The sequence below is a fragment of the Methylosinus sp. Sm6 genome, from assembly GCF_019802345.1.
Taxonomy (GTDB): Bacteria; Pseudomonadota; Alphaproteobacteria; order Rhizobiales; family Beijerinckiaceae; genus Methylosinus.
Genome location: NZ_JAINDZ010000027.1, coordinates 40,908 through 52,840, shown reverse-complemented (window position 1 = coordinate 52,840; position 11,933 = coordinate 40,908). Strand labels below are relative to the sequence as shown.

Sequence of the window (11,933 nt, the reverse complement as noted above, 5' to 3'; positions counted from 1 at the left end):
AATGGAAAGGACCCGCAATGCCGCTCACTTCCATTTCACTACGCGCCGGAAAGCCGGAAGCCTACCGGCAGGCGATCTTCGACAGCCTTGCCCGCGCCATGTACGAAACATTCGACGTGCCCGAAGACAACCAGTTCATGACCATTACGGAGCATGACACTACAAATTTCCGCTACGGCGCGTCTTATCTCGGCATCGCCCGGAGCGACGATCTCGTGTTCGTCCAGATCACCGCGAACAACACCCGCACCGTGGAACAGAAGAAAGCGCTGTTCCGGCGGATCGCGGAGCTGCTCGGCAAAAGCCCCGGCGTCCGGCCGGAGGACGTGTTCGTGAGCCTCGTCGAGGTCGCGAAAGAGAATTGGTCCCTCGGCCTCGGCCTCGCGCAATACGCGCGACGCAATGCGAGTCGATGACGCGGCTGCGGCGCAGTCGAATGGCCAACGCTGGTCCATCCTGTTCGAGATGGCGATCGCCTCGCGACGGAGCGACGAGAAAATCGAACATTTCCGCCCAGGGGACCGAGTTGCCTTGTTTCACCAGGATGGCCGGCAGGCCGAACCCTCGCCAAAAGGCGCGCAGCGACAGTTCGGCCGCCTCCATCAGCCGATGATCGGCGGATTGCGACGTGCGAAGCCTTCCTGGATTCGATAGGGGAAATGCGGATACGGCGGCATGACGGCGCTCGCCGCGTCGAGCCGGGCGATCTGCTCTCGCGTGAGCGCCCAGCCGACGGCGCCGAGGTTCTGCCGGAGCTGAGCTTCATTACGCGCGCCGATGATGACGGATGCGACCGTCGGACGATGGATCAGCCAGTTGAGCGCGATCTGCGGCACGGCCTTGCCGGTCTCTTCGGTCTGCTCGTCGAGAACGTCGATGACGCGATAGAGGCGTTCCTCGTCGACCGGCGGTCCGAATCGAGCCGTCTCATGCAGTCGGCTTCCTTCCGGCAAGGGCGCGCCACGCCGGATCTTGCCGGTCAGCCGGCCCCAGCCGAGCGGGCTCCAGACGAGGGCGCCGCGACGTTCCGGCGTCGTTCGGCCCGTCGCCCATCGGCAGGCCGGTCTTGGTCGAGATCAGCACGGCGTCGCGCCGGCCCTCGATCGCCGCGCCGAGCACGTCCTCGGATCCGCCATTGGAATAGACATCGGCCGTGTCGAACAGGTTGACGCCGGCCTCGAGGCAGATGTCGACGAGGCGGCGCGCCTCGATGGCGTCGCTCGTGCCCCAATTGCCGAACAGCGGGCCCGTGCCGCCGAAGGTGGCGACGCCGAAGCCGAGGACCGGACCTTCAGCCCCGAGCGGCCGAGAAAGCGCGTTTCCATGGGGTGTCCTTTCGTGGAGTGGGGGGTGAGGCGGCTTCAGCAGGCGACGCGCTTCACGGCGCGATCCTGGCTGACCGCGAGCCCGGCGACGAGGATCGCCGCGAGCGGGAAGAACGCGGCCAACAGCGGCGCCGCCACGCAAGCAAACGAGCACGACGGCGGCCATGGGCAAGGCGAGGCCGGGCGCCATGCGCCATTAGGACCAAAGGCCCCGGCCGTCAGAACATAAAGCGCCAAAGGCATGATCCGTCCCGCGATGGTGTCGGGCCAGAGATAGAGGTTCGGCTTCAGGCGATATAGAATGCTGACAGGAACATCATTTATGAATTGAAAGACCATGGCGCGACCCGAGATCAACCGCTCCGGCGAGATGGATGTCTTCACCCGCGTGGTCGAACAGGGCGGGTTTTCCGCCGCCGCCCGCGTTTGCCGCATGACCCCCTCGGCCGTGAGCAAGCTCGTCGCCCGGCTCGAGGCGCGGCTCGGCGCGCGCCTCGTCAACCGCTCCACGCGCGCCTTCCAGCTCACGCCGGAGGGCTGCGCCTTCTATGAACGGGCGACCCGCATTCTGGCCGACATCGAGGACGCCGAGCGCAATGCCGGCGCCGGCGAGCAGCCGGCCGGGCGCATCCGGCTCAACGCCAGCGCCTCCTACGCCACGCATATCCTCGCGCCGATCCTGCCCGATTTCCTGGAGCGCTACCCCGGCGTGACGCTCGATCTGGCGCAAACCGATGAGATCGTCGATCTCCTGGCGGAACGCACCGATGTGGGGGTGCGCGCGGGTCCGTTGAAGAGCTCGAGCCTCGTCGCCCGCAAGCTCGGCGACACCGCGATGATGATCGTCGCCGCGCCGTCCTATCTCGCGCGTTTCGGCGAGCCGAAGACGATCGAGGATCTCGCCGGTCACCATCGCCTCGGTTTCTGTTACGTCCGTTCGGTCGATGGCTGGCCGTTTAAGAAGGGGAGCGAGACAGTGGTCGTCCCCGTCGCCGGCCGCGTGCAGGCGAGCGATGGCGAGGCGCTGCGGCATCTCGCGCTCGGCGGCGGCGGACTGGCCCGTCTCGCCGCCTTCACGGTGCGCGACGACATCGCCGCCGGCCGTCTCGCGCCCGTGCTCGAACCTCTCGACCCCGGCGATCGCGAAGCCTTTCACGCCATCCACATCGGTCAGGGCGGCCCGTTACCCTCGCGCGTGCGGGCGCTGCTCGATTTCCTCGCAGAGCGTGGAAAGGTCGAATAGGCGGCCGCTCGCTTCAGGGGCGGGAAGCCGCCGTCGATAGAGGCGATCACGCGCGACGCCATCGGCTCTGGGCCGGTCTCGCGCCGGGATCGCATGCGGTCGCCAGCGCGACGCCGGTGGCGTCGGCGAGAATGTTCCAGGCCGAGAAGATGCGGCCGAGGAGCAGGGCGCCGGGAAGCGTCAGGCGGAAGGCGTCGAGCCAGGGCGTGTGATAGAGCCGGAAGGCTTCCACCGCGATCGCGATCGACATCGCCGCCACTGCGTTCCGCCATCGCGGCCGATCGCCTCGCGACAGGGCGACGATGAAATACACCATCGCCGCCCAGAGGATGGAGCCACCATATTTTACAACGACGGCCGGCAGGCCGAGTGCAAGCCCGAAGGCGCGCAGCGAGAGTCCGGCGAGGATGATCGCGGCGCAGATCGCCAGCCGCTTTCTCATGATCGCGCGGCGTTCGATTCCGCGAGCGGAATCGTCAAAACGAGCGTGGCGCCGGCCGGCGAAGCGTCCTCGGCCAGAGCGATGGTTCCGCCATGGGCTTGCAGCAGGGCGCGCACGATTGCGAGGCCCATGCCGGTGCCGCCGCTGTCGCGCCGCGTCGTGAAGAAGTTGTCGAAGATTTTGTCACGATTGGCAGGTGAGACGCCCGCGCCATTGTCCCGGACCGCGACATGCAGCGCGTCGCTCTGTCTCGCGGCCGTGATCGTCAGAAGCGTTGCGCCGTGGCGCGCCGCATTGTCGGCGAGATGGAAGAGCACGATGCGGGCGCTTTCCGCCGACATGCGGATCGGCAGGTCGATATCGCCATTCGTCTCTATGTCCAGAGTCGAAAAGCCCGAGCGCAGATCGGCGAGCGCGTCGGCGATCCTCGTCTGTCCTTCGGTCGGCGCGGCTTCCGCACGGGCGAGCTCGTGCAGCCGTCTCACTACCGCCGTCAGCCGCTCCGTGTCGGATATGATGTTGTCGAGGAAGCGGCGCCGGTGGTCGGCGCTCATGCCGTGGAGCGACGAATCGAGATCGTCGCGCAGCAGCTCCGCCGCGCCCTGTATCGATGTCAGCGGCGATTTCAATTCGTGCGAGACATGGGCGGCGAAGGTGGCGATGAAGTCCGAGCGATTCTGGAGCGTCGCGGCCATGTCGAGAAAGCTCTGCGACAATTGCGCGATCTCCGTCGCGCCGTGATGGGTGAGCGGTCGCAGCGCGCTGCGGTCGCCGCGACCGATCGCGGCCGTGCGGCGCGTCAGCTCGCGCAGCGGCCGCGTGATGGTTCGCAGGAACACGAAGCCGATCAGCAGAGCGAGGCCCGCAATGGTCAGAGCCGCGAGCGCCACCTTCCCGCGCTCCTCATAAAAGCTCTTGAAAATATTGCTCGGCGTGCGCGAGGCGTAGACGACGCCGGCGACGCGGCCGCGCAGGACGACAGGCATGGCGATGAAGATGCGCACCCCCGTCCCACGGCTCGAGGAATAGAGCGGCGGCGGCGCGTGCTTTGAAATCCGCGCGCGCATGACGCTGCGAAACCGCCCCTGAAGCGCGTCGGCGACCTCCTCGACATGGGCGAGCGACAGTCCAATCTCCTCGCGTCTGGCGATCACGACGCCTCGGGGATCGATGAGACGAAAGCCGGCGAGCGTGACCTGCTGGATCGCGACGAGATCGGGCGTGAGGCGCGCGCCGAGCGCGACGAATCCGGCGGTGGCCGGCGTTGCGGCGGGCAGCGCCTCGGGCCTTTGTCCCAGCATATGGTCTGTGGTCAGATCGAGCGTCGGCATGATCGGCGTGTAGCGCTCATCGGAAACACTCGCTGGCGCGGCGATCTCGGCGCCGAGAACGAAATTCTCCGGCGCGCTTTCGATCTCGCGTCGCATCACCGCGGCGAGGGCCGCGCTCTGTCCGATCAGCTCCGACTCCGTCTGGTGAATGAGCTGGTTCTCATAGATGCGGAAGAAGAACAATCCTGCGAGCGGCAGCGCCAAAGCAGCGACCATCACCATCGCCACGATCAGGCCGACGCTCGGGCGCCATTTGCGCGGGACCTCGATGCTCGACGGCCGATCGATCACGCGCTCGCCTCGCAGCGGCCGATGCGGAAGCCGACGCCATGCACTGTCTCGATCGCATTGTCGCAATGGAGAGCGGCGAATTTCGCGCGAATATTGCGGATGTGGCTGTCGATCGTGCGGTCGGCGACATGGATCGCGCCGCCATAGGCGGCATCGAGAATCTGATCGCGCGTGAACACATGCCGGGGCGCGCGAGCAGGGTCTTCAGAATTGCGAATTCGATCGCCGTCAGGGCGAGCGGCTGCATCCGGAAGCGCGCGGCATGCGCGTTCGGTTCGAGGGTGAGATCGCCGCGCGACAGCGGCGCGGTCTCCGGCGAGGGGCGGGCCTGCGTTCGCTTCAATATCGCATTGACGCGCGCCACCAATTCGCGCGGGCTGAATGGCTTGGTGACGTAATCATCGCCGCCGATCTCGAGGCCGATCACCCGGTCGATCTCCTCGTCGCGCGCGGAGAGGAACAGGATCGGCGCATCCGATGTCTTGCGGATTCGCCGGCACACTTCGAGGCCGTCCATCTCGGGCATGCCGATGTCGAGCACGACGAGATCGGGCGCCGCCTCGCCGAAGCGGCGCAGCGCCTCGGCGCCGTCGCAGGCGGAGACCGTCTTCATGCCGGCCTTCTCCAGCGCGAAACAGATGATGTCGCGGATGTGGGAATCATCGTCGGCGACGAGAATGCGTTTGGCCACGGAAGCGCGCCTATTGGTTTTCCGAGGCGCCGTCGCTCATCGGCGTTGCGCCCTGCGGATATGTATCGAAATATCGCTTCAGGCGCCATCCGCGGAAGGTCCAGCTACGCCAGTCGATATCGGTGACAGAGAACCGGGCGAAGGCGCGGTTCGGCAGCTCGCTCCCCGGCGGAAGGCGTCCGCCGTCGGTCCGCTCGGCGTGGAGACGAAGATATTGGTCATAGGCCGGGATCGCCTGCGGCCCGAGCGAGCGAAGATAGTACAGGTCGAGCGCCGGGCCGGCGCCGCTCGTCTCGGCGCAATGCGCGACATTGTAGCTCGCGACGACATGAGGGAAATTGATAAAGCAGCAGGCGTAGAGTGTCGCGGCCGCGGCGAGCGCATTGGCGTCGAGCAGCCATGTGTTGGATTTCCGCAGGACGATCTGGATGACGATCAGAATGAGGCCCACAGTGACCAGCCCCATCCAGATGATCGCCGAAAGGCGCAGCTCGGTGAGGGAATAGGCGTCGACATAAAGAGCGGTGCGAAAGATCGACGACAGCACGAGCAGGACGTTCTGCGCGACGAAGATCAGCATCAGCGGCTTTATGTATCGCGAATCTTCTGCGGGGCCGCCGGGACGCATCGCCACGAGGACGAATCCCGCGGCGAGCAGGGCGGTCGCGAGCAGCGGATAGGCGCCGCGATGCGCATAGGCCGGATAAGTGAGGCCGGTCGGCAATGTCAGCCCACCCCAGAGATAGGCCATATCCAGCGATGTTTGCAGAGCGAACAGGGCATTGAACAGGACCAGCGACCGCAGCACCGCGTCGCGGCCGAGCAGCGCGCCGACATCGCCGCCCTTCCGGCTGGCGAATGCAGGAGTGGGTCGCTGCGGCATCCTGCGCGAACGGCGCAGGTGAAGGAAGGGCCATGTCAGGCAGGCCATCATCAGCCAGAAGAGAATCCGCATCGGCGAGATCAGGTCGAGATTGCGCAGGGGATCGAGCCGCCGCGTCCACTCTTCGATCACAGGATTGGCGACCGCGAAGAGCGACAGGAACACGAGAAGCAGCCCGATCGGCGCGATCCAGGCGACCAAGCTCGCCGCGCGCCGGATCGTCTTGCGCCCGCGCTGCGACAGTTTTCGCACGCGAAGCGTATCGCCGATGAGCCAGAACGGTCCGAGGAACGGCAGGCTGGACGCGCGGCGCAGCTGCGAGGGCCAGACGCCGGCGCCGAAGGTCATGACCTGCGCGAACAGCAGCGTCGCTCCGACCGCGACGAGAACCGACAGCAGGGAAACGTCCTCGACGATCGCCAGAAGCGCGAGAATGAGCGCCGCGGCGGCGGCGATCCGCAGGCGCATGCTCGCGCGGATCGGATTGGCGACGATCGTCGCCAGACCGCCGGCGCCGAGGAATAGAGCGAGCGACAGGCCGAGGGGGAAAGGATCGAAGAACAGCCAATCGGCCAACGCCACAGCCCCCGCGGCGACGGCGAGCCTGCGCGCCAGCCATTGCATGGGAGAGCGGGGGAACAAAGAAAGTTCAATCATCACTGGCTTTCCTTCGGCGACGAGCGATCGGGAATGGAATGACGTTGCAGAGCTGCCGGTTGCGAGCAGGGAGGGGCCTGACGTGAGCAGACGGATGGCGCGCGAGCCACCAGCCATCGTTCACGAGCCGAGGCGGCAGTGGGTGCGGGCGGAGTGGGAGGGAGATGACGTCGGCCATGCTCGGAACATGCGCTGGAACTTTGCAGCGCAATCGAGAGCCGATCTCAGAATTCAAGGATTATCTTGCAGTTTTCGCGCAGCCCTGCGGGAGGGGGCGGCGACGCCGGAGAAGGCCCCTCGCGAATGCTCGGTGGTCCAATACCGTTCGTATCAACTGCCGAATAGCGAGTCGGAGCCGAGTTACGCACGCCTATAGCGAAATGGCGCCAAGCGGACGCGGACCTGACAGTTCCATATTCGTGGGGTAGGCAATTCCGTGTATTCGCGGTAGGAGAACGGTGCGTTACAGTTCCCGTTCGGCCCTCGCCCACAATGTCCGCTCGAGCATCATCGGGTGCTTGTAGTCAAAAATCAGCGTTGCTTCCATTTCAAAGCCCGCGCAATCTTCTTCCCACAAGATCACCTTGTCGGCGTCCTCGAGACCAAGCTCTTCAATCTGCTCCGTCAGGGCGCGACATTTATATTGCAAGACAAAATAGAACCCGTCACCCGGACTGTCCTGGAAGCCCGTTTCGACCCGCAACATCCTGCATCCTCCAGTTCTTGCGCGCGGTCTCAAGCCTCGAGTAATCAGCGTCATCGTTTAGCGAAGAAGCGAGTGTCTGAATTAAGCTCATGTTTGAAATTCGAGCCGGTGCTCTGCTGAATCACGATTGTAAGAGCTTTCCAAATGTCTCTAGGTCTGGCGCCTCCGGCTTGCATGGAAAGTGTTCCGTAGTTCCAAGCAGCGGAGCTGGCCGCAAAATCGCCGAGGCTGTCCGTTCCCTCAGGAATTGTCTTGGGCAGTATAAACGCGGAAATCACAGCGATGATTGCGGAACCGAGAAGCGGGAGCCCGGAACCTGCCCAAAGGGAGAATGCGACGCCGCACGCGACGATAAGCGTCAAAACCATCGCGCTCGCCGGGTGGAGCACGAGGGGGGGAAGCTTCAGGCCCGTCTCTCTCGATAGGTCGTCGTGCAGGCGCGTGGCCCCGTGCTCACGAAAAACGATTCTCAGATCGGTTTTGGAGCTTGCGTGGCGTGCATGCCCCAAACGGCGTAGCGCGGCCCGCAAACGAACGAATGCGAGAGCGGTGGGGCAACCGAGGCCCCGCGCGTCGGATAAGTTCAGCTTGGAGGAAACGATGTGAAAGAGCTCCCCGATCGTTTCACAACGGAGCGCTTCCGCATCGGAAATTTTGACTCCGAAGGCTTCCTCGACGGCGCGAAGCAGTTCGACATCGTCGTCTCCATCCAAATTCAGGCAGTTGATGGCTTTCGTCATTGGAAGCGTCCAGGCATTTCACGGAAAGATAGCAGCTCATCGGCAGGCTATCGCCGACGATGCGCGCCGGCAAGAGATCGAGTCCAGATCGAGTCAGGTCACGCTTGCGCCGGTCGTGTCCCCACCGGTGGTGTAGCAGTTCGGGAGCAAGCCGCTCGCGACGCGCGCTTTTCATAGCGCCGTAGCGAGCGAGCGGCTTGGCGGCCACCGGCGATTCTCCGGTTAGGGTCGGTTTGCGAATCTCAACGCAACCGAGGATCATCGGAAAGCCCGAGAGGTCGAAGAGACCTTATTGCGGAGGCAGGCCGATGAAGCGCGCAGGGATCTACGCCCGTTTTTCGACGGAACTACAGCACGAGCGCTCGATCGAAGACCAAGTGGCGGTGTGCAGAAACTACGCCGAACGCAATGATCTGGAGATCGTCGGCGTCTACGACGATCGAGCGCGTTCGGGCGCTTCGATGTATGGCCGCGATGGATTGATGCGTCTTCTCGATACGGCCCGCGACGGCGCATTCGATGTCATTTTGATCGAAGCGTTGGATCGTATTTCGCGCGACCAGGAAGATCTTGCAGGAATTTGGAAGCGACGCAATTTCCTGGGAGTCGAGCTGCGCGCTGTTCACGAAGGAGTCGCGGATCAGATTCAGATCGGCGTGCGCGGACTTCTCGGGTCGCTTTTTCTGACAGACTTGGCTCATAAGGTTCGACGCGGAATGCAGGGCGTCGTGAGAGACGGGCGCCACGCCGGTGGTCGGGCCTATGGCTATCGGCCTGTGGCCGGCAAGCCGGGCGAATTGGAGATCGTCGAATCCGAAGCTGCGGTCGTTCGTCGTATTTTCCAGGATTATGTGCGCGGGAAGACTCCGCGAGAAATCGCCCACTCGCTGAACAAGGAAGGCGCGAAGCCACCTCGCGGGGGCAATTGGACGCCATCGACGATCAACGGGAACAAGAAGCGGCATCACGGAATCATTCTCAACGAGCTCTATGCCGGCGCCGTCGTGTGGAACCGTGTCCGAATGATCAAGGACCCGGATACGGGTCGACGTGTTTCACGCTCGAACCCGCCGGAGGAATGGAAGCGGTCAGACGCGCCGCACTTGGCGATCATCGCCAAGGACGTGTTCGAGGCAGCGCAGCAGCGCAAGGCTGAGCGGACCTTTGACGCGCCTCAAAAGCAGCGGAAAGCCAAGTTTCTGCTCTCCGGCCTTCTGAAATGCGGGTGCTGCGGCGGCGGGCTATCGATGAAAGATCGCGATCATGGCCGGGTCAGGGTCCATTGTTCGACAATGCGGGAGGCCGGAACCTGCTCGAACCGGAAGATTTTCTATCTCGACGAAATCGAGAAAGCCGTCCTGGCCGGTCTGCAACTGCATCTCAAGGCGCCGAAGCTGCTGAAGGAGTTTGTGCGAACCTACCAGGAAGAGCGCAAGCGGCTGGCGGCGGACAAAGTCCGGCACCGCGGCAAGCTGGAGAGCAGGCTGGCTGAAGTTCAGCGTTCTCTCGACAGGATGTGGTCGGACTATGAGACCGAGCGAGTGCCGGTCGATGTCCTCGGGCCCAGGATGATGAAGGAGGCTCAGGCGCAAAAGCTGGCGCTGATTGCCGAGCTCGAGACACAGCCGGAACCGGAAAAGATCGTAGGCCTGCACCCGGCCGCGCTACGGCACTACGAGGAGTTGGTCGGGCAGCTGGGCGATGTTTTCGGCCGTGGCGTGACCCCGGACAACGAGGAGGCGGCGGAAAAAATCCGCGAGCTGGTTGCGAAGGTGATCGTCAGGCCCTCCGAGGAGGGGCTCAAGATCGAGCTTCAGGGTCACTTGGCTTTGCTGATGGGCGCACCCAACGTTTACCCCAACATGCGGATCGCGGCGTCGGGGGGATCGGTGGTAGCGGAGGCCCGCTACCTGGAAATCCCCCAGTCAAATTTGCAAATATTTCCAGTGCGTTGGCGCTCGTGAATGTGCAAAAACCCTCGCCGAAGGATGGCGGGGCGTGCTGGCGCGGATGGTGACGGGATGATCCACTCGGCGCGGCGACGTCGAAAATGGAGCTTGACGCTCGCGCCGCTGCGTCCTAATATTAGGACATTCGGAAGGGGATGGCCCCGCCGATAACTGGGCAAGGAGGCCCGACGAAAATGACCACGATCATACTTGTCAACGACATCGATACCGTCCACCTCGCCGAGGTCAAAGCCGAGATGGCGAATCTCGGCTCGCCGAAAATTCGCGCCATTGACGGTGGTGATTGCCTGATCGCGATCGAGGGATCGCATCGCCTGCGCGCTGCCGAAGAGCTTGGCCTCTCTGTCGAGATCGAGATCGTGGACGAAGACGGCGAGATCGACCTCGACACGCTCGATTGGGACGACAACAACTGGTTTGACGAGCGCGTTGTGCCGGCTCGCGATTTCATCGAGCGCTTTACCGACCATCCGTTTCCGATGGGCGCGGCGACTGCCGAAATCGAGGTGGCGTGATGAGCAAACGACTTATTCCGATCCGGCGGGAAAGCCTCCCGCCGGGCTCATACGGGGCGGCCTCAGAATGAGCAGCAAACTCCTCCGCGACGCTGGCGAGGCCCTCTATGGGGCCCGCTGGCAATCCGATCTTGCGCGCGATCTCAATGTCGCCGATCGCACGATGAGACGCTGGCTCGCCGGCGCCGACGATCTGCCGCCAGGTGTGGCTCTCGACCTCCTGCGCCTCTGCGAAGAGCGGGCGCAAGCGCTCGACGATCTCGCCGAGCGTCTGAAGGCGGCTGCGACGCCGTGAGGCCCACGGCCGCTCCGATCATACGGCGCCGAGACTTTTTAGGGCCTTTCATGTCCTTTTTTCGCGCGGTGCCCCCGAGCCTATGCCAAATGATTTGTCGCGGAGTGCCATTTGACTGGCGCGCTACAAGACGGGAGGCGCTAGCGCTGGCGCGACTGGTGACGGGCTGACGAAACGCAAAAAGCCCCGCCGGCTTGGAGCTGGCGGGGCTGCGATCTGGCGGACGGCGAAGGATCAGCTACCCGCCGCGCCGCTCATCGACGTCGCGCACGGCCTCGACGAGCGTCTCCCGCGCCATTCGCAAGAAATATTCAGCGAGCGGCGATATCTCGCCGACCTCCGGAAGCATGTAATCTATCATTCCGATGAGCGATCCGCTCGCAGCGGATGGCGATATTGCCGGATTGGCCTCCTTCGAACGCCGCATTTGGTTACCTCACTCGTTTACGAGAAAAACAAACTGCGCATCGGCATTATGTCAGCAGCTCTCACTTCATCCGGCAACGTAGAATTGCTTACGTAGATTCACTGAGACGAAAAACCCCGCCGGCGGAGCCGACGGGCCTGATTGGGTGAGCGCGGTCATCGGCTCAGGCGCGGCCGCGCGCCTCCTCGATGAGCGTCAGGCGCCGGTCCAGTCCATCCATTCGCGCTTCGCCGGCGGAGAGCTGCGCGAGGATGGCCGTCTGTTTGGCGAGTTCGGCCTCGCTCTTGTCGAGCCGCACATTGACGCTGCGCAGGTCGGCGCGCATCTGCGCGAAGACGATGAGGCCGCCGGCGGCGATGGTGACGACTTGGAGCAGGTCGCCGAGGCGCACGCTGAGATCGATCGGCATAGCTCCCC

At 64.0% G+C, this 11,933-nt stretch carries 13 protein-coding genes and 2 pseudogenes; 5 read left to right on the top strand and 10 right to left on the bottom strand.

Features of this window, described 5'->3' with window-relative positions; all coding sequences use genetic code 11:
- Positions 1-17 precede the first annotated feature (17 nt).
- Entirely contained in the window at positions 18-416 is a 399-nt protein-coding gene (locus K3F48_RS17035) for a tautomerase family protein (protein ID WP_222576629.1), read from the top strand.
- Between the two features lie 186 nt (positions 417-602).
- Here K3F48_RS17035 and K3F48_RS17030 read toward each other — a convergent pair.
- Positions 603-1,325: pseudogene (locus tag K3F48_RS17030) on the bottom strand (aldo/keto reductase).
- A 36-nt stretch (positions 1,326-1,361) separates the two neighbouring features.
- Positions 1,362-1,664, bottom strand: a complete 303-nt coding sequence (locus K3F48_RS17025) for a hypothetical protein (protein WP_222576628.1) — start codon at positions 1,662-1,664, stop codon at positions 1,362-1,364.
- Between K3F48_RS17025 and K3F48_RS17020 the strand changes: the two genes are divergently transcribed.
- Entirely contained in the window at positions 1,663-2,568 is a 906-nt protein-coding gene (locus tag K3F48_RS17020; RefSeq protein WP_222576627.1) for a LysR family transcriptional regulator, read from the top strand. The two genes, K3F48_RS17025 and K3F48_RS17020, sit on opposite strands and share 2 nt — an antisense overlap.
- A 46-nt stretch (positions 2,569-2,614) precedes the next feature.
- Here K3F48_RS17020 and K3F48_RS17015 read toward each other — a convergent pair whose 3' ends face one another.
- The 6 genes and pseudogenes from K3F48_RS17015 to K3F48_RS16990 form a co-directional block, all read right to left on the bottom strand.
- The gene (locus K3F48_RS17015) at positions 2,615-3,010 is read right to left on the bottom strand and encodes a DUF2809 domain-containing protein (RefSeq protein ID WP_222576626.1); all 396 of its coding nucleotides are present in this window, start codon (positions 3,008-3,010) and stop codon (positions 2,615-2,617) included.
- On the bottom strand, positions 3,007-4,632 hold the full coding sequence (locus K3F48_RS17010) for an ATP-binding protein (RefSeq protein ID WP_370631442.1): 1,626 nt from the start codon (positions 4,630-4,632) through the stop codon (positions 3,007-3,009). Before K3F48_RS17010 ends, K3F48_RS17015 begins: the two co-directional genes overlap by 4 nt.
- Positions 4,629-5,323, bottom strand: a pseudogene (locus K3F48_RS17005) (response regulator). The gene K3F48_RS17010 and the pseudogene K3F48_RS17005 overlap by 4 nt, the downstream one beginning before the upstream one ends.
- A gap of 10 nt (positions 5,324-5,333) precedes the next feature.
- On the bottom strand, positions 5,334-6,863 hold the full coding sequence (locus K3F48_RS17000; RefSeq protein ID WP_222576625.1) for a DUF4153 domain-containing protein: 1,530 nt from the start codon (positions 6,861-6,863) through the stop codon (positions 5,334-5,336).
- Between the two features lie 463 nt (positions 6,864-7,326).
- On the bottom strand, positions 7,327-7,569 hold the full coding sequence (locus K3F48_RS16995; RefSeq protein WP_222576624.1) for a hypothetical protein: 243 nt from the start codon (positions 7,567-7,569) through the stop codon (positions 7,327-7,329).
- Between the two features lie 50 nt (positions 7,570-7,619).
- A complete protein-coding gene (locus K3F48_RS16990) occupies positions 7,620-8,309 on the bottom strand; it encodes a hypothetical protein (RefSeq protein ID WP_222576623.1) in 690 nt (229 codons plus the stop codon).
- A 308-nt stretch (positions 8,310-8,617) separates the two neighbouring features.
- On the opposite strand from K3F48_RS16990, the gene K3F48_RS16985 reads away from it, so the two are divergent.
- The 3 genes from K3F48_RS16985 (at position 8,618) to K3F48_RS16975 (ending at position 11,089) form a co-directional block, all read left to right on the top strand.
- The gene (locus K3F48_RS16985; protein ID WP_222576622.1) at positions 8,618-10,273 is read left to right on the top strand and encodes a recombinase family protein; all 1,656 of its coding nucleotides are present in this window, start codon (positions 8,618-8,620) and stop codon (positions 10,271-10,273) included.
- A gap of 179 nt (positions 10,274-10,452) precedes the next feature.
- Positions 10,453-10,794, top strand: coding sequence for a hypothetical protein (locus K3F48_RS16980; RefSeq protein ID WP_222576621.1), 342 nt, complete (start codon positions 10,453-10,455; stop codon positions 10,792-10,794).
- Between the two features lie 67 nt (positions 10,795-10,861).
- Positions 10,862-11,089 (top strand): hypothetical protein, encoded by a 228-nt coding sequence (locus K3F48_RS16975; RefSeq protein WP_222576620.1) that lies wholly within the window; start codon positions 10,862-10,864, stop codon positions 11,087-11,089.
- A 238-nt stretch (positions 11,090-11,327) separates the two neighbouring features.
- Here K3F48_RS16975 and K3F48_RS16970 read toward each other — a convergent pair whose 3' ends face one another.
- Together K3F48_RS16970 and K3F48_RS16965 are read right to left on the bottom strand one after the other, a co-directional pair.
- Positions 11,328-11,516 carry a hypothetical protein gene (locus K3F48_RS16970; RefSeq protein ID WP_222576619.1) on the bottom strand — a complete coding sequence of 63 codons (189 nt, stop codon included), beginning with the start codon at positions 11,514-11,516 and terminating at the stop codon, positions 11,328-11,330.
- Between the two features lie 163 nt (positions 11,517-11,679).
- Positions 11,680-11,925: a hypothetical protein gene (locus K3F48_RS16965; protein ID WP_222576618.1), complete on the bottom strand. Its 246-nt coding sequence runs from the start codon at positions 11,923-11,925 to the stop codon at positions 11,680-11,682.
- Positions 11,926-11,933: the final 8 nt, after the last annotated feature.

Coding starts and splice junctions, on each gene's coding strand:
- K3F48_RS17035 (WP_222576629.1), top strand. CDS start 18: ATGCCGCTCACTTCCATTTCACTACGCGCCGGAAAGCCGGAAGCCTAC.
- K3F48_RS17020 (WP_222576627.1), top strand. CDS start 1,663: ATGGCGCGACCCGAGATCAACCGCTCCGGCGAGATGGATGTCTTCACC.
- K3F48_RS17025 (WP_222576628.1), bottom strand. CDS start 1,664: ATGGTCTTTCAATTCATAAATGATGTTCCTGTCAGCATTCTATATCGC.
- K3F48_RS17015 (WP_222576626.1), bottom strand. CDS start 3,010: ATGAGAAAGCGGCTGGCGATCTGCGCCGCGATCATCCTCGCCGGACTC.
- K3F48_RS17000 (WP_222576625.1), bottom strand. CDS start 6,863: ATGATTGAACTTTCTTTGTTCCCCCGCTCTCCCATGCAATGGCTGGCG.
- K3F48_RS16995 (WP_222576624.1), bottom strand. CDS start 7,569: ATGTTGCGGGTCGAAACGGGCTTCCAGGACAGTCCGGGTGACGGGTTC.
- K3F48_RS16990 (WP_222576623.1), bottom strand. CDS start 8,309: ATGACGAAAGCCATCAACTGCCTGAATTTGGATGGAGACGACGATGTC.
- K3F48_RS16985 (WP_222576622.1), top strand. CDS start 8,618: ATGAAGCGCGCAGGGATCTACGCCCGTTTTTCGACGGAACTACAGCAC.
- K3F48_RS16980 (WP_222576621.1), top strand. CDS start 10,453: ATGACCACGATCATACTTGTCAACGACATCGATACCGTCCACCTCGCC.
- K3F48_RS16975 (WP_222576620.1), top strand. CDS start 10,862: ATGAGCAGCAAACTCCTCCGCGACGCTGGCGAGGCCCTCTATGGGGCC.
- K3F48_RS16970 (WP_222576619.1), bottom strand. CDS start 11,516: ATGCGGCGTTCGAAGGAGGCCAATCCGGCAATATCGCCATCCGCTGCG.
- K3F48_RS16965 (WP_222576618.1), bottom strand. CDS start 11,925: ATGCCGATCGATCTCAGCGTGCGCCTCGGCGACCTGCTCCAAGTCGTC.